The 25,909-nt window shown below is 37.4% G+C and carries 24 protein-coding genes and 5 tRNA genes; 26 read left to right on the top strand and 3 right to left on the bottom strand.

Annotated elements, in window-relative coordinates; all coding sequences use genetic code 11:
* The first annotated feature begins 191 nt into the window (after positions 1-191).
* The 4 genes from AC07UM_RS21025 (at position 192) to AC07UM_RS21010 (ending at position 5,534) form a co-directional block, all read left to right on the top strand.
* Complete coding sequence (locus AC07UM_RS21025; RefSeq protein WP_494684499.1) at positions 192-1,943, top strand: alkaline phosphatase D family protein; 1,752 nt, start codon at positions 192-194, stop codon at positions 1,941-1,943.
* Positions 1,944-2,042: 99 nt separating this feature from the next.
* Positions 2,043-2,729, top strand: a complete 687-nt coding sequence (locus tag AC07UM_RS21020; RefSeq protein ID WP_494684498.1) for a hypothetical protein — start codon at positions 2,043-2,045, stop codon at positions 2,727-2,729.
* A 166-nt stretch (positions 2,730-2,895) separates the two neighbouring features.
* Positions 2,896-4,473 carry a Na+/H+ antiporter gene (locus tag AC07UM_RS21015; RefSeq protein WP_494684497.1) on the top strand — a complete coding sequence of 526 codons (1,578 nt, stop codon included), beginning with the start codon at positions 2,896-2,898 and terminating at the stop codon, positions 4,471-4,473.
* An 11-nt stretch (positions 4,474-4,484) separates the two neighbouring features.
* Complete coding sequence (locus AC07UM_RS21010; RefSeq protein ID WP_494684496.1) at positions 4,485-5,534, top strand: MBL fold metallo-hydrolase; 1,050 nt, start codon at positions 4,485-4,487, stop codon at positions 5,532-5,534.
* A 98-nt stretch (positions 5,535-5,632) separates the two neighbouring features.
* On the opposite strand, the gene AC07UM_RS21005 is transcribed toward AC07UM_RS21010, so the two are convergent.
* A complete protein-coding gene (locus AC07UM_RS21005; RefSeq protein WP_494684495.1) occupies positions 5,633-6,472 on the bottom strand; it encodes a DUF4822 domain-containing protein in 840 nt (279 codons plus the stop codon).
* Between the two features lie 281 nt (positions 6,473-6,753).
* On the opposite strand from AC07UM_RS21005, the gene AC07UM_RS21000 reads away from it, so the two are divergent.
* The 12 genes from AC07UM_RS21000 (at position 6,754) to AC07UM_RS20945 (ending at position 14,337) form a co-directional block, all read left to right on the top strand.
* Entirely contained in the window at positions 6,754-7,467 is a 714-nt protein-coding gene (locus tag AC07UM_RS21000) for a DUF434 domain-containing protein (protein WP_494684494.1), read from the top strand.
* Positions 7,468-7,470: 3 nt separating this feature from the next.
* Entirely contained in the window at positions 7,471-8,121 is a 651-nt protein-coding gene (locus AC07UM_RS20995; protein ID WP_494684493.1) for a tRNase toxin domain-containing protein, read from the top strand.
* Positions 8,122-8,286: 165 nt separating this feature from the next.
* On the top strand, positions 8,287-9,651 hold the full coding sequence (locus AC07UM_RS20990) for an SDR family oxidoreductase (protein ID WP_494684492.1): 1,365 nt from the start codon (positions 8,287-8,289) through the stop codon (positions 9,649-9,651).
* A gap of 89 nt (positions 9,652-9,740) precedes the next feature.
* A tRNA-Gly gene (locus tag AC07UM_RS20985) sits at positions 9,741-9,813 on the top strand.
* 3 nt (positions 9,814-9,816) lie between these two features.
* Positions 9,817-9,890 (top strand) — tRNA-Val (locus AC07UM_RS20980).
* A 97-nt stretch (positions 9,891-9,987) separates the two neighbouring features.
* Positions 9,988-10,059, top strand: a tRNA-Pro gene (locus tag AC07UM_RS20975).
* Between the two features lie 23 nt (positions 10,060-10,082).
* Positions 10,083-10,589: a hypothetical protein gene (locus AC07UM_RS20970; protein ID WP_494684491.1), complete on the top strand. Its 507-nt coding sequence runs from the start codon at positions 10,083-10,085 to the stop codon at positions 10,587-10,589.
* Positions 10,576-12,507: a hypothetical protein gene (locus AC07UM_RS20965; protein ID WP_494684490.1), complete on the top strand. Its 1,932-nt coding sequence runs from the start codon at positions 10,576-10,578 to the stop codon at positions 12,505-12,507. Before AC07UM_RS20970 ends, AC07UM_RS20965 begins: the two co-directional genes overlap by 14 nt.
* A 5-nt stretch (positions 12,508-12,512) precedes the next feature.
* Positions 12,513-12,582, top strand: a tRNA-OTHER gene (locus tag AC07UM_RS20960).
* 20 nt (positions 12,583-12,602) lie between these two features.
* On the top strand, positions 12,603-13,430 hold the full coding sequence (locus AC07UM_RS20955) for an SIR2 family NAD-dependent protein deacylase (protein WP_494684489.1): 828 nt from the start codon (positions 12,603-12,605) through the stop codon (positions 13,428-13,430).
* Between the two features lie 9 nt (positions 13,431-13,439).
* Positions 13,440-13,509, top strand: a tRNA-OTHER gene (locus AC07UM_RS20950).
* 42 nt (positions 13,510-13,551) lie between these two features.
* Complete coding sequence (locus AC07UM_RS20945) at positions 13,552-14,337, top strand: TatD family hydrolase (RefSeq protein WP_494684488.1); 786 nt, start codon at positions 13,552-13,554, stop codon at positions 14,335-14,337.
* A gap of 59 nt (positions 14,338-14,396) precedes the next feature.
* Here AC07UM_RS20945 and deoD read toward each other — a convergent pair whose 3' ends face one another.
* On the bottom strand, positions 14,397-15,107 hold the full coding sequence (gene deoD, locus AC07UM_RS20940; RefSeq protein ID WP_494684487.1) for a purine-nucleoside phosphorylase: 711 nt from the start codon (positions 15,105-15,107) through the stop codon (positions 14,397-14,399).
* Between the two features lie 76 nt (positions 15,108-15,183).
* The gene (locus AC07UM_RS20935; RefSeq protein ID WP_494684486.1) at positions 15,184-16,056 is read right to left on the bottom strand and encodes an AraC family transcriptional regulator; all 873 of its coding nucleotides are present in this window, start codon (positions 16,054-16,056) and stop codon (positions 15,184-15,186) included.
* A gap of 109 nt (positions 16,057-16,165) precedes the next feature.
* Between AC07UM_RS20935 and AC07UM_RS20930 the strand changes: the two genes are divergently transcribed.
* From AC07UM_RS20930 to AC07UM_RS20885, 10 genes are all read left to right on the top strand, one after another.
* Positions 16,166-17,308, top strand: coding sequence for an acyltransferase family protein (locus AC07UM_RS20930; RefSeq protein ID WP_494684485.1), 1,143 nt, complete (start codon positions 16,166-16,168; stop codon positions 17,306-17,308).
* A 61-nt stretch (positions 17,309-17,369) separates the two neighbouring features.
* A complete protein-coding gene (locus AC07UM_RS20925) occupies positions 17,370-17,483 on the top strand; it encodes a hypothetical protein (RefSeq protein WP_494684484.1) in 114 nt (37 codons plus the stop codon).
* A complete protein-coding gene (locus AC07UM_RS20920) occupies positions 17,480-17,710 on the top strand; it encodes a VOC family protein (protein ID WP_494684483.1) in 231 nt (76 codons plus the stop codon). The genes AC07UM_RS20925 and AC07UM_RS20920 overlap by 4 nt, the downstream gene beginning before the upstream one ends.
* 264 nt (positions 17,711-17,974) lie before the next feature.
* Positions 17,975-18,634 (top strand): conflict system bpX4 domain-containing protein, encoded by a 660-nt coding sequence (locus AC07UM_RS20915; RefSeq protein WP_494684594.1) that lies wholly within the window; start codon positions 17,975-17,977, stop codon positions 18,632-18,634.
* A complete protein-coding gene (locus AC07UM_RS20910) occupies positions 18,627-18,764 on the top strand; it encodes a hypothetical protein (RefSeq protein ID WP_494684482.1) in 138 nt (45 codons plus the stop codon). The genes AC07UM_RS20915 and AC07UM_RS20910 overlap by 8 nt, the downstream gene beginning before the upstream one ends.
* 51 nt (positions 18,765-18,815) lie before the next feature.
* The gene (locus tag AC07UM_RS20905; RefSeq protein ID WP_103234728.1) at positions 18,816-19,949 is read left to right on the top strand and encodes an AAA family ATPase; all 1,134 of its coding nucleotides are present in this window, start codon (positions 18,816-18,818) and stop codon (positions 19,947-19,949) included.
* Positions 19,922-20,665 (top strand): hypothetical protein, encoded by a 744-nt coding sequence (locus tag AC07UM_RS20900; protein WP_494684481.1) that lies wholly within the window; start codon positions 19,922-19,924, stop codon positions 20,663-20,665. Before AC07UM_RS20905 ends, AC07UM_RS20900 begins: the two co-directional genes overlap by 28 nt.
* The gene (locus AC07UM_RS20895) at positions 20,656-23,034 is read left to right on the top strand and encodes a hypothetical protein (protein ID WP_494684480.1); all 2,379 of its coding nucleotides are present in this window, start codon (positions 20,656-20,658) and stop codon (positions 23,032-23,034) included. The genes AC07UM_RS20900 and AC07UM_RS20895 overlap by 10 nt, the downstream gene beginning before the upstream one ends.
* Positions 23,024-24,721, top strand: coding sequence for an APC family permease (locus AC07UM_RS20890; RefSeq protein ID WP_494684479.1), 1,698 nt, complete (start codon positions 23,024-23,026; stop codon positions 24,719-24,721). The genes AC07UM_RS20895 and AC07UM_RS20890 overlap by 11 nt, the downstream gene beginning before the upstream one ends.
* Positions 24,708-25,736 carry a soluble NSF attachment family protein gene (locus AC07UM_RS20885; RefSeq protein WP_494684478.1) on the top strand — a complete coding sequence of 343 codons (1,029 nt, stop codon included), beginning with the start codon at positions 24,708-24,710 and terminating at the stop codon, positions 25,734-25,736. Before AC07UM_RS20890 ends, AC07UM_RS20885 begins: the two co-directional genes overlap by 14 nt.
* Positions 25,737-25,909: the final 173 nt, after the last annotated feature.

Genomic DNA, 25,909 nt, shown 5'->3' with positions numbered 1-25,909 from the left:
TGTAATAAAAAGTAGAATATCTTTTTATAATATTTGAACAAGCTTCCATTCTATTTTCTTAAAAGGGGATATTTTATCACTCCAAATTTCCTATGCATAACATTAAACATTTGTTTAAAAAAGCATAAAAGATATTTAAAACACAGTTAACACCCTTCTTCCCCATATCCCGTTGCTTTGCAAAAAAAGTAATGATGGAAAATAATAACCAATTCAACAGAAGAAGATTTCTTAAAAATTCACTATTGGCAGCTGGAGGAATTTTCATTGCACCCTTAATTGAAAGCTGCAGCGACGATTTTACAGAAAATGGGAATGCTCCCGATGATCTTAAAAATGGAGGTTTTGAATCCGGAGTGGCAAGTTTTGATCCCAGTGCAACAGGAATCATTATCTGGACCAGATATTCTAAAGGAACTGATGCGGAAATCACCTGGGAAATAAGCAAGAACAGCAACTTTTCAGAAGTCGTAAGAAGAGGTCAGGCGAACGCCACAGCAGTGAATGATTTTACGGTAGCTGTAGATGTACAGAATATCTCTTCCAACACAAAATATTACTACAGATTCTATAATAACAAAACCAAAGAAGTGAGTGTAACAGGGGAAACCCTTACTTTACCTTCAAAATCAGATGCAGTAAACGAGGTGAAAATGGCGGTAGTATCTTGCTCCAACTTCCCTGCAGGACTTTTTAATGTATATGGATCGATTGCAAAATCTGAAGCAGATGTTGTCGTACATCTTGGAGACTATATCTATGAATATGCACCTGGGCAATACGGAACAAATCCTTATACCAACCAATTAGGAAGAGCACATCAGCCGGCAAAGGAAATTCTTAATCTCAGCGATTACAGAGAACGATACAGACAATATAGGAGAGATAAAAATCTTCAGCTTCTTCACCAGAAAAAGCCGTTCATCTGTGTTTGGGACGATCATGAATTTGCCAATGATACCTATAAATCCGGAGCTGAAAACCATCAGCCTAACGAAGGTGATTTTCAAGCCAGAAAAATGGCTGCTTTCCAGGCATACAGTGAATATATTCCCCTTAAAACTGGGAAGGATATGAGAATTTATAGAAGTTTCAACTTCGGAAATATCGTATCCCTTTATATGATGGATACAAGAGTGATTGCAAGAGATAAACAGATGGAATATTCCGATTATCTGGATAATGCAGGAAACTTTAATCAGGTACAGTTTAAAACAGATTTCTTAAGCACCAGCAGAAAACTGATAGGAAGCGAACAGATGTCATGGTTGAGCTCTCAGATCAATGGAGATACAGCAAAATGGAAAGTACTGGGGCAACAGATTTTAATGACTAAAATGATGGTTCCTGCCGAACTTCTGATGCTTTTGAACCAGATTCTGGCAGAAATAAAACAACACGGAAGCGCACAGCCGGCCACCATGCAGGCACTTCAAAATACGATCACACAACTGATTATTATCAAAACAAGATACAAGCAGCAGGATCCTACACTGACTCCACAGGAAATTGCCAGAATCACAACTACTTTACCCTATAATTTGGATGCGTGGGATGGGTATTTCATGGAAAGAGAACAGCTGTATTCCGTTCTCGCTGGAAAAAATGTAGTGGTATTGGCTGGAGATACCCACAATGCATGGCTAGGAAAACTTACCGATGCTCAGGGAAAATTCATCGGAACCGAACTGGCCTGCAGCTCTGTTTCTTCTCCGGGATTAGAAGGCTATCTGGGAATTACCTCTGATCCTACAAAAGCAATAGAATTGGCTCAGGCATTTTCATTACTAATTGATGACCTTGAGTATGCCAATCTCTATAAAAGAGGGTATCTGCATGTAAAATTTACTACCGGAAGCTCCGTAGCAGAATGGAGATTTGTAGACAACGTTATCTCCGATACGTACAATACCACTACAGAAAAAACATATACGATCTCATAGTTTCAATTCAATCATATTTTATTTTCAATTAAGTAAAAAGAGTCATGGTGTGCCACTGTGGCTCTTTTATAGTATTAACTTTTTTCGTATCTTGAACAGATGCAAGAGGATGTAAGAAAAGATTTTTTACCATTAGTTTCTAAAACATGGTGGTTCATGACCTGGCTGACCAGGATTTCCGGGATACTTTTATTAATAGTGGCGTTTCTTTTGATAGTAGGGTTGCCCATTGTATTCAGTAATAAAATTGTACTATTTACTGTAGTTTCGATACTGTACTATCCGGCTCTTGCTTTTGGCTTATACCGTTTTATTCAATATCAGAAGAAAATCAGAAAAAGGGTGGTCAGACAGATAGTCGTTGATGATCAGGGAATTCATTACGAAAGAGCCAATGGAACAATAGATAAAATTCTTTACAGTAACTTGAAAAAATATTCCATTTCTGATGAATATGATGTGAGTGTCAGTCCAAGACACAAAACTTATATATTGAAAGTAAATGACAATGGTTCGGTAACAGAAGTAGATTTTAACGGAATGAACGCAGGTTACAGCTCCTTTATTGGAAATTTAAAGGCCTTAAGGCGAAGGTATATTCAGGGAATTGTATATTTCAGACCAGATTTGCGGATAGATCCTTTGGTTTATAATGTCTACTATATCAACCCTGCTGATTTTACATTCGATCATAAAAAATACTGGAAATTACTGGCACAGACTTTTGCTATAATAATACTATGCTGTTTAGTATTAGGACTTATTATGCTTTGGGTGGTTACATGATTTCGAAGGATCACATTTATTTTTATAAAATTTGAAATAGACCGGGTTTAAAATTTTATTCCAAATCAATTGGATTTTCACATCTCAAAATCTTATATTTATTTTCCCTTTAAACTTTTGTTATCAAAAAAATAGAGACTTGGTTTAAAAAATTAATATAAAAACAATGGTGGAAAATTTTATTTATTACTTAGGATTAGTCCTGGTAATCATTGGTGCTATTATGCTGGCCAACCGTTTAAAAGTAGCATATCCAATTATATTGGTTATTGCCGGGCTTCTTATCAGTTTTATCCCCGGACTGCCGGTATTGAAAATTGATCCGGAACTTATTTTTATTATCTTCCTGCCTCCACTTTTATACGAAGCAGCCTTTGCCGTCTCCTGGAAAGAAATTTGGAAACTGAGGCGCATTATTATCAGTTTTGCCTTTATCGTTGTTTTCCTTACGGCAATATCTGTGGCTTTTGTAGCCAATTCATATATTCCCGGATTTTCACTGGCACTAGGCTTTGTGCTGGGAGGAATTGTATCTCCACCGGATGCTGTAAGTGCCGGAGCGATTTTGAAATTTGTGAAAGTTCCCAAGAATGTATCTACAGTTTTGGAAGGAGAAAGTTTATTCAATGATGCTTCCTCACTGATCATTTTCAGGTTTGCAATGGTCGCCGTAGCTACCGGACAGTTTATATGGCAGGATGCTGCGGTGAGTTTTGGATGGATGGTATTCGGCGGATTGGGAATAGGAGTTGTACTTGCTTTTATCTTCCTTGAAATTGGGAAAATATTCCCTACCGATGTCAATATGGATGCGATACTCAGTCTTGTTGCTCCCTATGTGATGTATATTGCCGCTGAAGAAGTACACTCTTCAGGGGTATTGGCCGTGGTAAGCGGCGGATTGTTTCTTTCCGTTAGAAGACATCAGATTTTCAAAACTTCACAATCCAGATTAAGAGGCTCCAATGTATGGGAAAGCTTTGTATTTCTGATCAACGGAATTGTGTTCTTGCTGATCGGGCTGGATCTGCCGGAAATTATGGTGGGATTGAGAAAAGAAGGGATAAGTTTATCCGATGCCATTGGTTACGGATTATTAGTAACCGCCGTACTGGTTATTGTCCGGTTTTTGTCTGGTTTTGGTGCGGTTTTCGTTACACTCATCATGCGAAATTTCATCAATGTTGCAGATAGAGATCCGGGAATAAAAGCGCCACTGCTGATGGGCTGGACAGGAATGCGGGGCGTAGTTTCACTAGCAGCAGCATTGTCTATTCCCATCGTAATGGAGAATGGGCAGCCTTTTCCGCACCGTGATCTTATTCTTTTTATTACCTTCATTGTGATTCTTACCACTTTGATTATTCAGGGATTGACATTACCTGCACTGATTAAAAAGCTCAATTTACCCGATTCCGGAGGAGGAATGTCTGAAGAAGAATCTGAATATTTCCTGAGAAGAGAAATGCGCCGGGTATCCTTCAGATATCTGGATGAAAATTATAAAGAAAGAAGAAGAGAAAATGAATATTTTAGCAAACTGATGGACCGCTGGGAGCAGGAAGATAAAGAAGACTCTGCTCATGAGATGTCTGAAGAAGCTAAAGAAATCTATTTTGAAACACTCGAACAACAGAGAATATGGCTTCGGGAAGAAAACAGACGCAATCCTAATATTGACGAAGAATATATAAGACATTATTTAACAAGGCTGGACCTGGAAGAAGAAAGGCTTAGAATGTAAAAATTAAGGGAATGAAAAATTTAAAAAAACAGCTCGGGCAGTTTCCCGATGAAAAAAGAAAAGAATATTTCAGTACGCTTCCCAATTATCTCAATGGGAAATTTCAGAATATATTGAATACACCGTCTTTATTAGAGGGAGAAAGTATGACCAAAGTACTTCTTCAGACTTTGTGTAAAGTAGAAAATACATCACCCCGCACGGCTCTTCCGTTTGTGGTGACCGACCTTAAAAATCTTCCACCTGAAGAAAATGTTTTGGTATGGTTTGGGCACAGTTCCTATTTCCTGCAGGTGGATGGCAAGAAATTTCTGATAGACCCGGTTTTCAGTGGAAATGCTTCCCCTATGCCAGGTTCTATAAAAGCTTTTCAGGGAGCCGATTATTACAAGCCGGAACACATGCCGGATATAGACTTTCTGCTTATCTCACACGATCATTGGGATCATCTGGATTATAAAACCGTTCAGGATTTAAAAGATAAAGTAGGAAAAGTTATTTGTGGGTTGGGAACCGGCCAGCATTTTGAATACTGGGGTTGGGGCTTTGATAAAATCATTGAAAAAAATTGGTGGGAAAGCATAGATATTACAGAAGGTTTCAGAATAACGCTTACTCCTGCACGACACTTTTCCGGAAGATTACTGAACCGTAATATCTCACTCTGGACTTCCTTTGTGTTGAAAACACCTACAAAAAATCTATTTTTAGGCGGCGATAGCGGTTACGGAAATCATTTTACAGAAATTGGAGAAAAATACGGACCGTTTGATTTAGCAGTAATGGAAACCGGACAATATAACGAAATGTGGCCTTACATTCACACCTTGCCGGATCAATTGATCTCAGAAATAAAAGAACTGAAAGCCAAAAACTTCATTCCTGTTCACAACTCAAAATTCAAACTGGCACAGCACATCTGGTATGAACCTTTAGAGCTTGCCTCAAAACATGCAGAAGAAAAGAATATACCCATTACCCTTCCTATGATCGGCGAAAAGGTAGATCTGGACCAGCTGGGGACGATAACCTGGAAAAAATGGTGGGAGGAGTATATTTAATGAATTACACTGAGTACATCCTTCATTCATTTAATTCAAAAAAATAAAAACCTGTCCATCACTGTACAGGTTTTTCCTTCATATCAAAAAAATAATCACTACAAAGGTTCCTTGTGGTTGACCTTTGTATGAATGATATCGTAAAATACAGCCGGATTGGCAGCATCAGGAGTAATTCTGTAAGTGAATGTAGTTTCGTTCAGGGTAAGAATATCTACAACACGGGTAAAAGTAGGAGTGGTAAGCGTTCTCTTTTTCCCGTCAGGAGAAATAGACCATGTCCCTTCAGATCTCAAAATATCGTTTAACCCGAAAATTTTAAAAGTTCCGTTCGCTTTAAAGTAAGAATAGCCTACATATCCGGCTACACTGACATCAGCTAAAGGTACATTATTTCCGCTTTTATCCTTAGCCCCAGTGGTTTCCCATGGAGTAGAAGCTAATGTAAGCTGTCCATTTGTCGGCTCTGCGTGAGACGTTCTGGTGTGGATGATGTCATAGTAAATAGACGGATCGCTGGAGTTAGGACGTATTCTGTAGGTGAATTCATTTCTGTTTAAAACAAGAATTTCAACATCACGGGTGAAAATGGTGGTCCCATCTGGGTTCAAAGCCGCAATCGTTCTGGTTTTTCCCTGTGCATCCACAGACCAGGTTCCCATAGATCTCAATACATCAGTAAGGTTGTAAATGGCAAACTTTCCGTCTGCCTTAAAATAAGCAAATCCTACATATCCGGCTACGCTGGCATCAGTAAGGGCAACATTATTTCCACTTTTATCCTTAGCTCCGGTAGTTTCCCATGGAGTAGAAGACAGTACCTGTGAGGGAGTCTGCTGTTCAATAATGATTTCATTGTCATCACTTGAACATGAAACAAAAGATGCTGATAACAGCACAGCTGCAGACAGATAACATAATTTTTTCAGTGTATTCATAAGGGTATTTTTTAAGTCTTTGCAAACTTATTCCGAATAAATATCAAAACGTTGTATAGAATATCTCTTTTGTTGTAGAAAACATAACAGATCCCAAATTAGAATGAAAGAATTGATATTTCCTATAAGAATATCAATCGTATTAACAAATATTACTGTCGAATGTGCTCAATTCCCCTCCTTTGTGGCAAATCGAAGATTTGCCGGGGTGGTTTCTAAACATTCCATGATAAAAACTTTTTTCTTGCCATGAAAATTCCACAAAAATTCTATTTTTGAGTATGAATAACAGAAACCGTGGAAAAAACACTGGCGATGATACCCTGTTTGGTTCAGAGAAGCAGATCAGCAAACTGAAGCTGGCTGTTGAAGATATGCAGTATTTGCTGACCAGAGAATACCCGGAAAAAGCGGCTTCAGAACTTGTAGGAAACAGATACAGACTAAAAACCCGCCAGATACAGGCTTTACGGGGAGCTTCTGCATCTGATATTCAGATTCAAAACAGACAATTGAAACATTTGAAAGTTTCTGATTTAAAGGAAAAGACAGTTTATCTTGATGGTTTTAATGTTTTAATCCTGCTGGAAAGCCTGCTTTCCAAAGCTTATGTTTTTGAAGGATTGGACGGTTGTATCCGTGATCTTTCCGGAGTTCATGGAACGTATAAAAGAGTGAATCAAACCTTAAGAGCTATGGAATTGGTCGCTTCTTTTCATCAGAAAAACCAAATTGAGAAACTTGTATGGATCTTTGATAAACCGGTGTCTAACAGTGGAAGAATTAAGCAGATTATTCTTGAATTTGCCGAACAACATCAGCTCAACTGGGAAGCAGACCTGCAGTACAATCCTGATAAATTTCTGGCAGAAAGTTCGGAACTCATCGTTTCTTCAGATGCCTGGATTCTGGATCACTGTAAAGAATGGTTTAATCTCATCGGCTATTTGATCAGAGAAGAAGACCTTTCTGTTAATCTGATTAAAATGATGTAAAATATGAACCTGTTTGAACCCTATATTCCCCTGTTTTCTCAAACCTGGAAAGACCAGTACAAAGCTATTTTAACAGAAGAACATCTGATAAATCTGGAAAAAAATATAGAGAGGTTTAAAAACCATTCCTTAGAATTGAATTTGCCTTATTTTAACGAAGAAATACAACTTGACAGGCAGGAGAGCTTTGAAAAATTTATGACGATCCTTGAGAACAATGATTCAGATGAGGTGAAAACAAAACTTTTGGAAACAATTCCGTTTGAACATTGGCTGAATATTTTAGGTCAAAGACTAACCTCTGCAAGTATTCGTGATGAAAATGCCATTCCTCCTTTGAAAACCATGCTGATGGATGCCTGCCAGAAACCTTTCAATAGCGAAATTACCATTGCACAAAGAGCCTGGGAAAAGCATATTGGAAGAATGGATGATGATTTTTGGGGAGAAATCAAAGGAAATAATCAGCAGAAGCAAGAGAAAGTAATGGCAAAAATCAAAGATATCATTGACAATAAAACCTGGTGGAATGTTTTCTTTCATTACAAACACGAGCTGGTTTTTGAAGTCCGGGAAAAAGAAGGTCACGGCATCCGTTGGAGCCACGGAGGAACAAAACTGATCGGCTTTCTGGAAAAATTTATCAACGAATAAATAAAGCATAAACATCTGTGCCATCTGCGGGAATTTATATTTTCTCATAAATCATGCAGACCAGCCTGATGTATTCTTCACAAATTCACCCTTTTTCATTCTTTTTTTACTACGTAAAAAGATTGCGTACTATGCTTTTAGTTTTGCAGACATAAAACAGAAGCTATGAATACATCAGACCAAAAGTTTTCAAACGAAGAATGGGAAATATGTCTCAAGGTTCTTGATGCCTTGAAGGAAGATCCGTTCCTGAATCCTGATAACAAAACATTTTCAGGACTGATTACGAAAATTCATAAAAGCGCCAAAAGACAAAGCCGTCATGAGAATTATTCAGATATGAAGTCTCATGACCTGGCTGTACATTCCAATGCTGTATTGATGCAGAAAGCATTGGCGGGAGTTTCTGTTTATTATGATAATGAAAAAGAAGAAGTACAACTCACAAAACTTCAGATTCCCAAAAACTGCTACTGCTGTAACCAGAGTTATCAGTATGCACACTCTTTCTATTCCAGATTATGCCCGGTCTGTGCCGCAGAAAACTATGAAAAACGTTTTGAAACGGCAGATCTTACAGGAAGAAATGTAATCCTGACAGGAGGAAGGGTGAAGGTAGGTTTTGCCACAGCATTGAAGGTGTTGAGAAACGGGGCTAATTTGGTTTTGACAACCCGTTTTCCGGCACTGGCGATGGAATTGATGCAGCAGGAGGCAGATTATGAAAACTGGAAAGACAGACTCTGGATATATGGTTTGGATCTGAGAAATCTGAAGGCGATTCAGGATTTTATCAACTTTTATAGATTCAATTTTGATACGCTGGATATTCTGATCAATAATGCAGCTCAGACAATAAAATATCCTGATGAATACTATCTGCCGATAATAAAACGTGAAAAGGAAAAACGAGTTGAATTTAAAAATATAGCGACCCTGATCCCGAACCAGACAGAAATTTCCAACGAAACAGCGAAATTGGAATATGCAGACAATGAAGAAACTCAGGTGGCACTTACCCGTTTTGGACAACCTGTGGATAACAGAGAAAAAACAAGCTGGAATTCTACTTTGGAAGAGGTTTCCATGTATGAACTGGTAGAGGTAAACCTCATCAATCATATAGCGCCTTATTTTCTGATTAAAGAACTGAAGCCATTGATGAAAAACTCAGCGTTTAAAGAAAAATTTATCATCAATGTAACCTCATCAGAAGGAATTTTCAGTTATGAAAATAAAACGGTTTTTCATCCGCATACCAATATGACAAAGGCAGCTCTGAATATGATGACACTCACTTCTGCAAAAGAATTTGAAAATGACCAGATCTATATGAGTGCGGTAGATGTGGGATGGATTTCTACAGGAGCTAAAGAAAGTTTGAGAAAAAAACAGTTTGAGATGGGCTACATTCCGCCACTGGATTCAGTGGATGGGGCAGCCAGAATTCTGCATCCTGTGATAGAAGGAATAAAAGGAAATTACTTCAGTGGAGTTTTATTGAAAAATTATAAAGTTCACACCTGGTAATATCCAGATGGAGATAATAGTAATAAATGGAAAAATACATTTTGCTAAAATGAGTTGCAGCTTCGAATCCTGCTTATCTCCCAACCATTGAAACGGTAGCTCAACAGGAAGAGCGTTGACCTTCCAAGTCAGAGGCTGCGGGTTCAATTCCCGTCCGTTTCACAGGAGTACATCATTCAAAAGGAGAAGAATACGTCCTCAACACGGACGAGCTGCAGGTTCAAATCCTGCTGTACTCCCAAAGTAAATAATGGAGATAATAGTTTAACGGAAAAACGATTTCCTGCCCGGAATCGATGCACGTTCGAATCGTGCTTATCTCCCTAATCAGAAAGTCAGAGCAGTAGCTTAATCTGGAAAAGCATATCCACGGAGGATAGGTTGCCGGTTCGATCCCGGTCTCTTTGGCTTTCATTTAAAATTATAATACCATGCTTAAAGATTTATTGATTTTTTTAAACATCATTGATGAAGTAAAAGTTCCCGTACCCATGCAGTGGAAGGAAAGAACGCCGAGACCAAGAATTTCTAAAACAGAATTGGTGAAAGAACCGGAAATGATTCCGACAGAATGGAAACAGGAATCTTTTGAAAATGTAATGGTGACGAAAGAACAGGATATCCCAAAATACTTTTCAACAGTAAGAGAAAGAAAAACAAACAGAAACTACCTGAACAGAATTGAAAATCTGGCAGAATATACAAAGGATTATAAAGAATATTGTCTTGAAAAAACAAGCAATCAGCATATGTTGAAAGCGGAGGACTATTACATCTATTCTAAAAACGGAACTACAGAAACATTTCTGATTGCAAAAGATGCTTTTATCACTCATAATGAACATAAAATGCTCCGTATAGAAAGCGGTTGCTTTGTAAAGTATATCCAACAGGAATATAACCCGATAACACAAATAATAGAAAATGCATACGACTGATACTACAAAACGATATAAAATATTCTCCGAAGAAGACTGGACGGAGGCTGTTTTTGACGACCATACCCAGATAGAAGTGTATGCCAAAAACATGACGTTTCACGGTACCAAAATAAAAGGAAACTTGCTTTTGCGTGGTGAAGGCTGCCGTTTTCCGGAACTGAAACATATCAACGGAAATCTTTCTATTGATGCAGATAATTGTGAAATTCCACAACTTGAAACGGTGGAAGGTCATTTTACAATGCATTGTTATACCCAGCTGGATCAGCTTAAAAAAGTAAGTGGCCATTTCAAATGCATCGTTGATGCTGTTTTTAAAAACCTGGAAATAATCGGGGGCTATATTTCTGTGAAAAATGCTACAGTCAATGCTAAGAACGGTAAATTACTGAAAACGAGAGATGCTATTCCTATCAATTACCAGTTTCAGGCAGATGTGCTTCTGAAAGACGGTATTTTTAATATTAAGATCCTTGGAAATAATATTGTAATTCCTCACCGGGAAATCCGCGGTAAAATAAGTGTGGTAGGTGAAAATATATCATTCCCGAATCTGGAATTTGTTCATGGTTCTCTTCAATTCAGATGTGAATACCAGATTGGGCACAAATTTACCCATTATTTTCCGGCGTTGAAGAAGCTGATCGGTAACTTGAAATTTGAAAATACAAGTATTTTATTTCCAGAACTTCAGGAAACCAGCGGAAGTATTCATCTGGAAAATGGTTCTTATGTCACTTTCCCGGCACTTGAGAAATCTGGAAATATTATGCTTAATGGCGGGAGCGGAGCCGTATTTCCGGTTTTGACTGATATCAATGGAAATTTCCAATATAATGGTTCTGAAAAGTGCCACCTGAATGCTCTTCAATATGTGAAAGGTATTTTCAATGCTTATAATGCGGTTGCTCCTAACATTGCTGAGGTGGGTGATTTGATTGTCCATGAAACCGATAGTTTTGAACATCTTCAAAAAATTAACGGAAAAGTTCAGCTTATGTATCAGGAGAGCCAGAATGTGAATTTTAAATCATTGGAGTATCTCGGACAATGGGGAGATTCAAGGTTGCAGGGGGTTCAGTTTCCGGTTCTGAAATGTATTAATAATTATTTGTACGGTACAAATCCCGGTTTTGAACAGCTGGCAAAGAATATTTATTTTAAAATAAATAATAACATCTATCTTACGAAAGATCATTTCATTGTTTCCCGGATGTTTTTCCCTTATGTTCTTCAGGAAAAGAGCTATCCTTTGAGAAAACTGGTTGCGATCCTAAAATTAAGACACAGCAGTTTTCAGAATTTTGAGACCCGTGAGTATAAAAGACAGTGGAAACATTTCGATACTCCGTTTTTTACGCAGATCTTAGATAAAATTGAAAGTCTTTGGGATGAAGTGAAGCCGATGAAATATGAAGAATTCTTTAATACCACAGATAGAAATTTCAAACTTTTCTGTTTCAGTTACTATGGAGTGGGAAATCTGATGGAAAAATTGGAAGCTAAAAAGATCAATGAAAGGAAAATAGAAGTTTCTTACGTGGAATATGATGAAAACGGAAACGAAAACTTAACCAAGAAAGTCAACCGTTATGAAGTTCACGAAGTTGAAAACAATAAGCTCGGAATTTTTGTATGGGGAGATAGAATGCAACATTCTTATGCGGTGAAATGCTGGTGCCCTTCCACAAAAAAGGAACATTGGCTGTGGATAGAGCAGGAATATAAAGATGATGCTTTGACTGCCATAGCATCTACCTTCAGGGTTCATACCAATATAATTCCGCATATAGAATGTCTGAAAAGACAGGGAGATTTGCTAATCTGTGAGTTGAAAGAAAAAGTAACTCCTACAGGAGAAATACGACCTCTTACAGCTTCAGAATATTTTAATCTTCTGAGAGCAGAAACATAAAACAAGAAACAGTAGTTTAACTGGAAAAACATTCCACTCAAAGGAAAGTCGCTGGTTCAAACCCGGCCTGTTTCTATTTTTTTAAACTAAAAATCATGATAGAATTACAATCAATTTTACATACAATAATCAAAGAGAAAAAAGGATATATCACATTCCTTACCGGAGCCGGAATTTCTGCTGAAAGTGGACTTCCAACATATCGGTCCATCGATGGAATCTGGATTAAAGGAACAAAATATCACCGTCCGGAAGAGTTTGGAACGTTAAAGTATTTCAGACAGGAAACGGAAGAAGTCTGGCAGTATAACCTTTTCTGGAAAAAACTTATTGCAGAAGCACAACCCAATAAGGGACATTTAGCGCTGACGGAAATAGAACATCTTTTGGGAGACAGATTTAAGCTTATTACCCAGAATGTAGATGGTCTCCATCAAAGAGCCGGAACACAAAATGTCTATGAGATCCATGGAAATAAACAGAAAGTACGGTGCTCAAAAGAATGCAGTGCCCCTATTGATTTCCCTGAAAATGTAAAACGGAAAGAATATACCGAAGACCTTACACCAGAAGATATTGACGGTTTGAAATGTAAGAAATGCGGAAGCTGGCTACGACCACATACTCTATGGTTTGATGAAAGCTATAACGAAAAATATTACTATTTTGATACGGCTTATGACATTGCTGATCATACGGATATTTTGTTTGTCATCGGAACTTCAGGATCTACAGCATTGCCTGTCAATATTGTGGAAACAGTAAAAATACGGGCCAAATGGATTGTGCTCATCAATCCTGAGAGTGATACATATTTTGATTATATTCTGAAAGGAAGCAAAACGCTTTACTCAATCCGGGAAAGCAGTACATCAGCAATACCACAATTAAAAACAATGATTGAAGAAATAATAAAATCATAATATGAATTGGAAACAGTAGTTTAACTGGAAAAACATTCCACTCAAAGGAAAGTCGCTGGTTCAAACCCGGCCTGTTTCTATTTTTTTTTAACTAAAAACAATAATTAAATTATAATAAAAAATGAATACATACATTGATATTGGCATTAATCTGACCAATAAACAGTTCTATAATGAACACGACGAAATTATCAACCGCGCTTTGGACCAGGGTGTAGAACATATGATTCTTACAGGAACCAGTGTAAGGGGAAGTAAAGAATCGGCTGAGATTGCAGAAGAATATCCGGAAATTTTATTTTCAACAGCGGGAATTCACCCTCATGATGCTAAATCTTTTAACGGGGAAAGTATTGGTGAACTCAGGAAATTGTTGAAACAGGATCATGTGATTTCAGTAGGCGAATGCGGGCTGGATTTCGACCGGGATTTTTCTCCAAGACCCATACAGGAAAAATGTTATAAAGCCCAGCTGGAACTGGCTATAGAAGTCAATAAACCGCTTTTTCTTCATGAAAGATCTGCATTTAAAAGGTTTAATGACATTACAGATGAATACCTTTTCCAATTACCCGAAGCTGTTGTACACTGCTTTACCGGAACATTGGATGAAGCAAAGATATATCTGGATAAAGGATTGTATTTGGGATTTACCGGAGCAATCAGTGATGAGAAAAGGTTTAAGCATCTCGAAGACGTTATACAATATGTCCCTCTTGACCGAATGATGATTGAAACAGACGCCCCTTTTATGCTTCCGAAGAATATGTCAAGGATGCAGAACAGGCGGAATGAACCTTCCTTTTTACCGTATGTAGCACAAACAATTGCCCATCTGAAAAAGATCAGCATTTCCGAAGTCGCAGACGAGACCACAGAAACAGCCAGAAATTTTTTCAGACTATAAAAAAGAGCTCTACTGATAAAGTAAAGCTCTTTTTTTATAAACAAAATTGTCTCTTGCTCTTACAAACTCTTTATTGCCGACTCCAAAGCCAGTTCCATCATTGGATTCAAAGCTTTTTCTCTTTCGTCAGCAGAGATTTTTTCGTGTGTAGGGATGATATCCGTTACCGTAAGAATAGTAGCCGCATTTTTTCCTAAATGCTGAGCATTCGCAAATAAACCGAATGCTTCCATTTCTACTGCAGGACAGTTGTATTTTGTAGCAATTTCAGGAGTAGCAGGATCTTTTCTGTAGAAAATATCACTGCTGTGGATGTTGATTGCCTTAGCGTTTAATGATAAATCTTTAGCCGTTTCATTGATGGTAGTAAAGACATTCCCTTGATGAGGAAGAATTTCCTCTTCAATTCCCCAAGCATATTTGGCGTAGGTACTTTCGCTGGCTGCGTTTTCAATATTTAAAATATCAAAAAGTTTAAGATCAGTATTGTAAGCACCACAAGTCCCGATTCTGATGATCGTATCTACTTCATACTCTGTAAACAGCTCAAAAGAATAGATTCCGATGCTTGGAAAGCCCATTCCACTGGCTCCTACCGTGATTTCTTTCCCTTTATAAAGACCTGTATAATAAAGAATACCTCTGGTTTTGCTTACCAGTTTAGCATTTTCTAAATAATTCTCAGCAATATACTGTGCACGAAGCGGATCCCCCGGCTGCAATACTACTTTAGCAATTTCTCCTTTTTTTGCACTGATGTGAATACTCATAATGTTTTTTTGAATGGCACAAAGATAACAAATATGTGGATAGTGACCAGACAATCCGGGTAGGTCATCATTTTTTCTATTGCACTTCAATGGAGCTGGTGTGCTCTGCAGCCTTCCTGAACTGTGTAGGAGGAATGTTTTTAATTTTCTTAAAAACTCTGTTATAATAAGGAATATCACTAAACCCCGAAGCAATACAGATTTCAGCCACAGACAATTTTGTCTTCAATAACATTTGGCAGGAAGACTCAATTCTAAACTCCGTCAGATAAGTGACAAAAGATTTTCCGGTCATTTTTTTGAAGAACACACAGAAAGAAGATTTTTGCATTCCTACGGACTTTGATATTTCTTTCAGTGTAATATTCCGTTGAAAATTATTTAAAATGAAAAGATAGATTTCCTGTAATTTCTTTTCTTTTTTGTTTTCAGAAACAGGTCTTCCAACAATCTGCATTTCTTTACAATAAGAAATTAACTCCAATAATTGTATAAATGAAGAAAGCCTTTCAATACTATTTTGATGAATCATGGAAGTCATTATGGTCTGAAGATTTTCCAACCGTTCATTTTTAAAAGAAACAGCATTTTCATTGCTTTGAAGCTCAGAAATACTGTTCAGCAGTTCCGGGAAAATGTTTTTACAGCTTTCTAAAAAATCGTTTTCAAAAACAATCGTAATATTCTCAATTTTACCCTCATTATCATGAACAACCTCGTCAAAAGACCAGCAATGCGGAATATTGGGAGGAATAAGAATTACCTCATCTTTTGAAAAGTTTTCCACAATATCACCAATAGTTCTTACCCCGCTTCCGGTTATGATATAAGACAATTCCCATGTTTCCTGCTGATGTAACGGAACTTGCTGATTCCATTTGATATGAACATGATCGAAATGAAAAGTACGGGTCCTTGCTTTTGGATAATATTTTAAATTTTGCTTCATTTAAAGAATAAAAATCGTAATAATGTAAATATAAGACAATGATTAGAAAATATAGAACAAACTTTTTGAAGCCAGACCTTCTATTTTTGCATCAAATCTTAATTAAAATATGAATCAAACGTTATCTATTTCTCAATCAAAGCCCCATTATGAAATTCTTGACGGGCTTCGTGGAGTGGCTGCCATCATGGTTGTGTTTTTCCATGTTTTTGAAACGTTTTCAAATGGAGATCACACAAAGCAGATTATTAATCACGGGTATCTGGCGGTAGATTTTTTCTTTATGCTTTCCGGATATGTGATTAGCTATGCTTACGATAATCGCTGGAATAAGATGACGTTGAAAGATTTTTTTATCCGTCGTCTTGTGAGATTACAGCCGATGATCATCATAGGCTCTTTGGTAGGAGCGGTTTTATTCTATTTCCAGCACTCGGAAGGATTGGGCTGGGGCGGCATTGCCACCACTCCGGGTTGGAAATTATTACTGGTCATGTTCATTGGAATGACGGTTATTCCGGTTGGAAAAGGTCTTGATATCAGAGGCTGGAATGAGATGCATCCTTTAAACGGACCGTCTTGGTCGCTATTTTTTGAATATATCGCTAATATCGTGTATGCTTTGGTTTTAAGAAAAGTTTCCAAGATGGTATTAGGCATTCTGGTGTTGATTTCAGGTGGGTTTACCATTTATTATGCATTTACCAATCCAAACGGTGATATGATCGGAGGTTGGTCTATTGACGATACTACACAGTTGAAAATAGGATTTACAAGACTGGCTTTTCCTTTTCTGATGGGAATATTTTTAGCAAGGACAGCTTCATTAAAATTTACAAAAAATGCTTTTTTTACAACCAGTATTTTATTGATCGTTGTATTTGCATTTCCGCGCTTAGGAGGAACTACCGCACATTGGCAGAATGCTTTTTATGAATGTTTCTCCTTAATAATCATGTTCCCGATTGTTATTTTGCTTGGAGCAGAAGGGAAAATTACCAATGAAAAAGCGAACCGTTTCTGCAAGTTTTTAGGAGATATTTCATATCCGATATATATTACCCATTTCCCATTGGTATATGTTTATATGTCCTGGATTGTCAATGGAAAACATACATTGGAAGAACCTCAATCATGGATTTTAGGATTGATAACGGTATTTGCTGCGATAATTCTAGCCTACTGTTTTATGAAATTCTACGATATTCCTGTAAGGAAATGGCTAAACAAAAAATTAATTTCAAATAAATAAAATATTAAAAATAAAAATTGAACATATTGCCATTTGGTTTAAAGATCTTGAAAAATCCAGAGTGTTTTATCAGAAGTATTTCGGAGCCGTTTCCAATGAAAAATACCACAATCCTGTAAAAAACTTTCAGTCTTACTTTCTAAGCTTTGATAAAGGCTGCCGTCTTGAAATATGACCAGGCCAAACATCAAAGAAACCGAAACCTCTTACGAGTCTCAGCACTATGGAATCATCCCTCTTGCATTTTCAGTAGACCGTAAAGAGAAAGTAAATGAACTTACGGAGATATTGAGAAAAGATGGATATATCATTGCCGGAGAATCTCGTACAAAGGGAGACGGCTATTACGAAAGCGTAATACTAATTCCGGAAAATAATATCATTGAAATCGTATCGCAATAAGTCATTGCGAGGAGGAATGGCGACGGAGCAATCTTTATAGTAATGAATACGTAATCTCAAACCTTATAGGTTTTTAAAACCTATAAGGTTTGTAACCTTGCTGAAAATCTTTGATTTTCTTGCGCCTTAAAAATAGCATAATGCTTATCATCTTTGCGCCTTTGCGTTTTCCAATATTGTAATTAAAAGCATAGAATTCCACATTTAACATGAATCTTCTTCACAAAAATTTTATTCTCAACGAAATAATTTTATTTTTGTTAGATCATGGAAACCAAGTCACCGTTTTTAGACACGATCTTTTTACTTCGTAAGGAAGAATGCATTACTCTTTTTTCAAGCTTACAGAAAATTTCCCCTCAGGAAGAGGCGGAAGCAGGAGATTATTTTGAAACCGAATTTGAAAAAGAAAGATTGGAATTTCTATCCGATCAACTGACTTGTAACAAGGAAACAGCCGTATGGGCCGCAAAAATTCTCTATCATAGTGCACAGCTTTATCTGATCAGAGAAAATACAGAAAAAAATATTGAAAATCTTATTCCCGGATTTAAAGGAGCTCGGGATATTTCTTCTATTTTATCCGCAGATTTATCACTCAGGTTTTTACCGCAGATCATTGTGGCTTTAAACGCTGTCGATTCTGAAGATCCTTTGATTGCCATGCTGGAAGATATTCTGAGGCAATTTCATTATTCGGGAATCGGATATGATCTTGATCTGAAAAATATGAATTGGCAGGAAGAATTAAATGACAAGATCTACCGGAAACTATACCTGGAAAGAATTGTTGAAAAAAAAGATTATAAACTGGCGGAAATTCCGTTCCTCAATAAACTAATAATAGCCGAATTCGGAATACACAAAGACGCTTTCTGGCGAGAACTAAAAACGATAACCGAAAACAACAATGAAAATGGATGAGAAAGTATTTGAATTTTTAGCGGATCCAACAAAAGAAGCATTCCTGAAATGCCGTGATATGGTACTCAAAGATCCTTATCTGAGACTGGCATTTTCATTCAGCAAAAGAAATGAAAGGAAGTACGTATAGAAGAGGAGAAGCCTCAAAAAAAAGTGGTGGAAATTTTAATTTTTTAAATCAATGAATCAGAATATAAATCAACTCAATACAGTTCTTAACTACGTAAAAGATACTTTTGTAGGTAAAAATGATGTCGTAGATCTGTTGGGAATCTGCCTTTTGGCAAGAGAAAATGCCTTTTTGTACGGACCTCCGGGTACCGCAAAATCAGCAATTGTAAGAACGCTGGCAAAAACGGTAAAAGACGGCAAAAATTTCGAATATTTATTAACTCGTTTTACAGAACCGAACGAGATATTCGGACCTTTTGATATCAGAAAACTGAAAGAAGGAGAGCTTCTCACCAATACAGAAGGAATGATGCCCGAAGCTTCCATGGTTTTCCTGGATGAGATCTTCAATGCCAATTCTGCCATCTTGAATTCACTTCTGATGGCCCTCAATGAGAAAATTTTTAAAAGAGGAAAAGAAACAAAGCACTTGCCGGCACTCATGTTTGTAGGAGCAAGTAACGTTCTTCCGGAAGACGAAGCATTGAACGCATTATTTGACCGTTTTCTGGTAAGAATCAATGTAGATTACGTAAACCCTGAATTATTGCAGCAGGTCCTTTTGGCAGGAAGAAAACTGGAGAATGAAGAAGAAACGGAAATTCCGGAAATTCATGCTGATGAGATCAGACAGCTTCAGAATCTGTGTAGAACAATAGATCTTAAACCCATTTATGAAGTCTACCTGAATACGATCATCAATCTTCGAAATACAGGTATTGCCATTTCAGACCGTAGAGCGGTGAAACTTCAAAACCTGATCGCTGCCAGTGCCCTGATCTGTGGAAGAAAAGAAGCGGTACTTTCCGATCTTTGGGTCTTGAAACATATCTGGGATACAGAAGAACAGATTGAAATTCTGGAAGGAATTATCAACAGGACTATCGAGAAAGATGATCATCCGGATTCCCATCCACAGGCTATGCACAACAAAACACCCAATCCTGAAGAAGTCATGAAAGATGTGACAATTCTTGTGGAAAAATGGAATGGTGGAATGCTGAGTTTTGAAGAACAAAATGTAATAAAAGATAAACTGAGATACCTGCAGACCCGTTGTGACTGGATCAGAAATCCCGAGCAGAAGCAATATATACAGCAAGAAATTGAAAGCTTATGGCAGAAGATCCTTCAAAGCGTTTAAAAGAATTCTGGGCAGAAATTCCCCGTCCCAATGAAGATTTTCTTGGCTCCATCAGAGACTGGAAAAACATTCAGATTGCAGTGGAAGAAGAAACAATCTGGCTGAGAGGTTTTACTGATGAGCAGGCAGCGGCTCCGGAAATACAACAATTGCCGGACTTTATTCTGTATGAGCTTCGGGATGGTCTTTTGTTCAGGAAAGAGGCTTTGGTTCCGAGTAAAAAAATGAGAACAGCATTGCTTTGGATACCTATAGACAAGGCGTTGCAGCTTACTTTTCCACCTTCGAATCAAAACTATTTTGGAATTCAGGAACAGGTTCAGGTAAGATTAAAAGAAAGTGATGAAGAGCAATCTGTAGTTGCTTTATTGAGTAACATTGCTGATATTAAAGAAAGTATTGCAGCATTACCCAGGTTTAAACTTGAAAAAATAAAATGGACTGTTCTGGGAGATGAAGCACTGTTTATGGGTATTCCATTATTGAGCTTTCCCGGAAAGACCTATTGGACAAAAGACAGACATTTACTGCCGGCAGGTCTGGATTTTGAATTTAAAAATGTAAGTACGCTGCTACAGCAGAAATATAATAAAGAGTCGGAAGGATGGTTGCTTTGGGATGAAAATGGAAACTACCTTTTAATAAAAGAAACAGATTTCCGTCCGTTGTCAGTAAGCTCATTTCGTCTTACAGAAAAATCAAGAGAATGGAATTAAAGGCCTATTTCCAGTCCTATGAAAATTACTTCTGGGAATGGAAAACTGATGAAGATGTTCCCGGTGATTCCGGGTATCACGAAAACAATCTCCTCTCGGTTCCGGGAGTGGGAGCGATAGCTTACAGGCCTTATGTAATGGAGATCCTTAAAGAACTTCTGCCGCAGGGCTGGCCTCCGTTCGGGGCATTGCTTATGGTAGTGTATGCGATGCAGGACGGATATGTAGATTTTGCCGGCCCGTTAAGACGTACCGCTGAGTTTTACAGTGGTGAGGATTTCGAATTCAATGCGGAAAGACAAATTGAATTTCTTGAAAAAATACGATCACTTCCCAAAGTTTACAAGCAGAAACAAAACAGAATTGTATTGCTGCAGACCTTATTCAGCAATGGGCACAACAGAATATCTTCAGTGAATGCTGAAGCTTATATAAGAATCTATTATAAAAGACCACAAGAACTGGATTCTTGTGCAGAACAGCAAGATGCCGATTCACCAGTTTTAAACAAAGATTTAAGTGCTTTGGATCTCAACGAAAAGTTTCCTACCGCACAATCTATCATTGATGCTATGAAGGGCCTGGTTGATGAGCCTGAGCTGGATGATGAGGTCATAGAAGAAGAAACAACGGCAGATACTGATAAAGACTTTATCAAAGAATTGATTGAAGAACCCAAAACATTTCAGGTAGGAAGTCTGATCAAAAGAATCTGGAGCGGACTGAAAATTCCGATGCGTCATCTTTCTCCCGGAGAACAGCCTATTGGAGGGATATCTGATATGACCAACAAAGGCGACTTTCACAGAATGCTTCTATCCGAATTTGCCAATGAAGATGATGTTTTTATGAATCGTGTAGCCAATAATGAAGCCCTTTACATTCAAAGAGAAATTCCGCCTGAAGAAAATGTTTTCGAAAGAATTATCCTGATTGATACTTCTCTTAGAAACTGGGGGACGCCAAAAGTATTGGCTTTTGCTTCTGCCATTGCCGTCATCAAGCATCCGAAGGCCCATTCTGAATGTAAAGTTTTTGCTTTAGGACAGGCAGGTGTTCCGATTACCCTCAACAAAGTGGAAGAAGTCGTTGAAAACCTTAATCAGGTGAGTCCGGTTCTCGAAGTTTCGGAAGCGTTGGAACATTTTTTTAATCAGGAACACACCGAAAAAGATATTGAAGTTTTCTTCATTACCCATCAGGAGAATATGGAGGATGAAAAAGTTCAGCGGGTAGTTCATCAGAACAGAAACCGGCTTAAATTTTTGGTCACTACCACCTCAGATGGTGAGATTAATTTTTATAAACATCACAAAGGAGCCAGAAAACATATTCAGAAAATAAAACTTCCATTGCAGGAGTTGTGGGCCAATCCCCCACAACAAAGACAGTCCGTTCATAACTTCAATGGAAAGAAAACGGATCTTCCGCAAAACTATCCGGTCTTATTTCCAACCCCTGTTAATAAGATTGCTGAATTCTTATATGAAGGAGAATTTTTTATTCTGAGTTCGAAAAAACAATTGTTGAAGACTTACCTTTCTGATAACTATTACGACAAACACTCCTATGATTACTATAAAACACATCATGGCTGTGAAGTATTATTCGATAACATTTCCATAAAACCCAAAGGACAGTTTGCCCTTGCCAAAAACAGGCAGCAGCATTTTATTCTGTGCCAGTATCAGTTTGAACAAAAATTAATATCAAAGCTTAATCTTAATACAGGAGAATATTCTGAGCAGAATCTTACAGGGATGAATGTTCCGGAGTCCTGCAAACTGGCTTATTTTGGGCGAAGTTTTTACCTGCATCATCCGGATAATCCTACCTATTATAAAATAAATATGGATGGAAATATCTCTGTAGAACCTATTACCGGAAAGGATAAAGAATTTGAAAAAAATAACATAAAAGCCGAAGCCGAAGTCGCCAAACTTAAGGGAAGCGGATTGAAGATTATCAATAATTTTCAGAAAATAGGAATCAATCACTATGAAAATCTAGTCATTTCCGGAAATGAATTGTACAGTGCCTCAGAAAATACCCTGAATTTTTCCAGAAGCAAATATGATATTAAAATTTTTGCTGAGCAGCATAAAAATAAATTTACATTTCCCGATGGGAGCGAGATTATTACAGACTCGCGGGGAATGCTGACTTTCCGAAGCAGTAACAAGAGTATTGAAGAGTTTTTCATCCCTTCCACGGCTAATGGATTTCTCTCTTTGGCAACCTATACCGAATTTGGAGGTTCAGAATATTATCTCCCGGAGCATGCTCTGCTGAAAGTAAGAACAATGGATGATATGTGTGATAGGTTTTTGAAACCGTTTATAGAACAGATTTTGGATTATGGAGCTTAGAATAAAACCTTTCCCGAAAAATAACTATCCCAAAAAGGGGCTTTTGATCAGAGGCTCTTCACCTGTGGTATGGCTTCAGGAAATGGAAATGCTTGGGATTGATGTAAGCCAGGTAAGATCCTATGCAATTCCGGCCAATAGTCCCAATGTGCTGTACGGTTGTTTACTTGTTTTTAATGACCATGCCCCTCAGGAAATAGGCAGGAATGCTTACTTCCAGTGTGCAGATAACAGGCTTTTTATCCCTGAAAATACTACTTTTTATCCTAAAATAAATCCGGAAGACTGGGGGCAGCTTGATTCCCATTTTCTGATTATGCATCCCGAATTCGGACGGGTAAAACTTTCTGAAGAAATCGACTGGATCTCATTGATTCAGCAACCCGGCATTATCGATGAAAGTATCAGAAAACCTTTGAACGGAGTTTCAATTCCTCAAAAAATTGAAAGCTATACCGTTGAAATAGACGATGAAAAAGTGATGGAAACATTACAGCCAAAGCAAACCGAAGAAGAATGGATGAACAACCTGCCGTTTGACCTTAAAAAAGTAATGGCTGGGAATAAAAAAGAAATAGAAAAGTATTTAAAATACATTGAAAAATATCCTGAAAGAGCAGTAGAATTGGGCGTTTCTCTGGATGTCATGGGAACTTCCAGAGGGGATGGCTTTGGAAAATTCACCTGGCTGGAAGGTTTATTTGGCGGTGGTTCCAAAGGTAAAATAGAGAGTGCAGGAACAAAAAATTTCCGCAGAATATTCTGGGCAGTCATTATTGCAGCTATAGTCTTAAGGATTGCATTGCCTTCAGATAAAAAGAACCCCGAACAGGACGAAAATGGTACTTCTTCAGGAAAAATTGTAAACAATGCTGTAAAAGCTCCTTCTGATATGATTGCTTTCCAGTCCGGAACCTCGGAAATTGACCTTAAGATCGATTCTATATATCATCAGACGAGAAAAGGATTGTCTAAAGAACTTCTTAATGCCGGAATCATTGAAACCAAAACAAAAGAAGCCAAAGAAAATTATAAAAAAGCCGGTGGCAGAGAAGTAGGAGAAATAGGAAGAGACATCGAAAAGCTTGCGAATAAAGAAAAACAAAGCCGGGATTCTCTTAAAGCCATTTATACCAAAAAAATCACAAAACATATAGAAGGAAAAACCGAGAAGCTGGAACGTAAAATTTCAGATTCTCTGAAGCAGTATACCAGAGGGAAACCTGTAAATGGGGACGTTGTAAAGTTTCTTCTGAAGAAAAGAAAGGCTTTGATGGCGGACTCACTGGGGAAACTTTATGGTACACTGGATATCGTAGATCCTTCTTCTGCATCCATTGATCAATCAAAGGTTAAAGGAATAGGCTCCGAAGGAACACCGTTGGAAAAAAAGGCCCCGGTTTCAGATATTCTGTATATGGTAATCCTGATGATTGCCGGCGTAGGATTGTATTTGTTTCTGTTTAAAAATAAATCATTAAACCTTGGTGGCGATAATGTACCTGCCTGGGTGAAATTTATTTTAATAGCAATCCTTGTAGCGATGCTGATTTATCTGTTCTATCCGTTGGTAGAAATGTTTGGATACAACTGGTTTGTGTGGGTTCTTGTGATTTGTGTGATGCTACTTTTATATCGTCTTTTCAGAGATGATAAAACCATTTTAAACTCCGATGATGATGAATAAACAGAAATTTATAGACAAATTTATAGCTGCCTTCATGCTGTTGGCCCTATTTAAAGTCATCGGAATCGTTGCCCAGCTTTTCCATGAGAGTTTCTGGAGTGTCATCGGGACATTGGTTATTTTCTTAATAGCCGCCTTTATTATCCTTATTGTAATCACTTCTTTAAAAGATAAAGAACAAAACAACAGGAATTCAGCAGGAAGAAAAGGGAGTGGAAGCAGCAATTTCTACCTGGAAAATTCTCTTTTTGACAAGATCCGTAGTAAATACGAAGAACTTGCCGAAAAATATATTGCTGAAAATGATTATAAAAAAGCGGCAAGAGTTTATATGAATCTGCTGCAGGATAACTACAGAGGTGCAAAAACGCTGGAAAATGGAGGATTCTACAATGAAGCAGCCGTAGTCTATCTTAAAAAGCTGAATAATAAATCCGATGCAGCAATTTGTTATGAAAAAGCAAAGCAATACAAAAAGGCAATTGACCTTTACAAAGAAATGGAGCAGAAAGAAAAAGTAGGAGATCTCTATAAAGAAATCAACGATCTTAAAAATGCCCATGCCTATTATCAGATCGTTGCAGATGATTATGTTACCAATAATCAGATGGTAAAAGCTTCTTTGATATTTCGTAAAAAAATGGAAAAAACAGAAGATGCACAAAAAGTACTGCTGAAAGGATGGGAAGAAGACAAAGATGCATTCAACTGCTTGAATAATTACTTTGCCAATATCTTTGATGTTAAAAAACTGGAATCTGAAATACAGTATTTATATCAAAAAACTCCGGCTCACAAAAAGATCACTTACCTTGAAGCGATGAAGCATGAGTTCAAAAAAGATTCGAAATTACACGAAGCAACCCGAAATATAGCCTATGAAATCATTGCAGAGAAAGTTGCTACCCGCTCAGAAATTGTGAATGAACTGAAATTTTTTAATCCCAATGATGAGGTAATTTTGAAAGACATTTCGAGATTCAAGACAGGAAGAAATAAAATGTTCAGAAATTAAAGAAAAGATATAGCAGTTGCTTCATCAAATCAATTTTAATTGATCTCTCTTAGCTCCCTTAAAATAATCATTCCAACGAATAAAAACTTTGCGTTTAAATAGATATCAGCCCTTAGTTTTATTCTCCATTCTTGTGAAAATTATAAAATAATATCAAAAAATATTTATCTTTG

This window comes from Chryseobacterium sp. GW821-FHT04C04, assembly GCF_059420365.1.
This window is presented reverse-complemented; position numbering and strand designations above follow the sequence as displayed.

What these genes read in the sequence shown, in the direction of transcription:
- AC07UM_RS21010 (WP_494684496.1), top strand. Translation starts at nt 4,485, where the DNA reads ATGAAAAATTTAAAAAAACAGCTCGGGCAGTTTCCCGATGAAAAAAGA.
- AC07UM_RS21020 (WP_494684498.1), top strand. Translation starts at nt 2,043, where the DNA reads ATGCAAGAGGATGTAAGAAAAGATTTTTTACCATTAGTTTCTAAAACA.
- AC07UM_RS20930 (WP_494684485.1), top strand. Translation starts at nt 16,166, where the DNA reads ATGAATCAAACGTTATCTATTTCTCAATCAAAGCCCCATTATGAAATT.
- AC07UM_RS21015 (WP_494684497.1), top strand. Translation starts at nt 2,896, where the DNA reads ATGGTGGAAAATTTTATTTATTACTTAGGATTAGTCCTGGTAATCATT.
- AC07UM_RS20900 (WP_494684481.1), top strand. Translation starts at nt 19,922, where the DNA reads ATGGCAGAAGATCCTTCAAAGCGTTTAAAAGAATTCTGGGCAGAAATT.
- AC07UM_RS21000 (WP_494684494.1), top strand. Translation starts at nt 6,754, where the DNA reads ATGAATAACAGAAACCGTGGAAAAAACACTGGCGATGATACCCTGTTT.
- AC07UM_RS20970 (WP_494684491.1), top strand. Translation starts at nt 10,083, where the DNA reads ATGCTTAAAGATTTATTGATTTTTTTAAACATCATTGATGAAGTAAAA.
- AC07UM_RS21005 (WP_494684495.1), bottom strand. Translation starts at nt 6,472, where the DNA reads ATGAATACACTGAAAAAATTATGTTATCTGTCTGCAGCTGTGCTGTTA.
- AC07UM_RS20955 (WP_494684489.1), top strand. Translation starts at nt 12,603, where the DNA reads ATGATAGAATTACAATCAATTTTACATACAATAATCAAAGAGAAAAAA.
- AC07UM_RS20935 (WP_494684486.1), bottom strand. Translation starts at nt 16,056, where the DNA reads ATGAAGCAAAATTTAAAATATTATCCAAAAGCAAGGACCCGTACTTTT.
- AC07UM_RS20905 (WP_103234728.1), top strand. Translation starts at nt 18,816, where the DNA reads ATGAATCAGAATATAAATCAACTCAATACAGTTCTTAACTACGTAAAA.
- AC07UM_RS20990 (WP_494684492.1), top strand. Translation starts at nt 8,287, where the DNA reads ATGAATACATCAGACCAAAAGTTTTCAAACGAAGAATGGGAAATATGT.
- AC07UM_RS20895 (WP_494684480.1), top strand. Translation starts at nt 20,656, where the DNA reads ATGGAATTAAAGGCCTATTTCCAGTCCTATGAAAATTACTTCTGGGAA.
- AC07UM_RS20945 (WP_494684488.1), top strand. Translation starts at nt 13,552, where the DNA reads ATGAATACATACATTGATATTGGCATTAATCTGACCAATAAACAGTTC.
- AC07UM_RS20920 (WP_494684483.1), top strand. Translation starts at nt 17,480, where the DNA reads ATGACCAGGCCAAACATCAAAGAAACCGAAACCTCTTACGAGTCTCAG.
- AC07UM_RS20995 (WP_494684493.1), top strand. Translation starts at nt 7,471, where the DNA reads ATGAACCTGTTTGAACCCTATATTCCCCTGTTTTCTCAAACCTGGAAA.
- deoD (WP_494684487.1), bottom strand. Translation starts at nt 15,107, where the DNA reads ATGAGTATTCACATCAGTGCAAAAAAAGGAGAAATTGCTAAAGTAGTA.
- AC07UM_RS20910 (WP_494684482.1), top strand. Translation starts at nt 18,627, where the DNA reads ATGGATGAGAAAGTATTTGAATTTTTAGCGGATCCAACAAAAGAAGCA.
- AC07UM_RS20885 (WP_494684478.1), top strand. Translation starts at nt 24,708, where the DNA reads ATGATGATGAATAAACAGAAATTTATAGACAAATTTATAGCTGCCTTC.
- AC07UM_RS20890 (WP_494684479.1), top strand. Translation starts at nt 23,024, where the DNA reads ATGGAGCTTAGAATAAAACCTTTCCCGAAAAATAACTATCCCAAAAAG.
- AC07UM_RS20965 (WP_494684490.1), top strand. Translation starts at nt 10,576, where the DNA reads ATGCATACGACTGATACTACAAAACGATATAAAATATTCTCCGAAGAA.
- AC07UM_RS21025 (WP_494684499.1), top strand. Translation starts at nt 192, where the DNA reads ATGATGGAAAATAATAACCAATTCAACAGAAGAAGATTTCTTAAAAAT.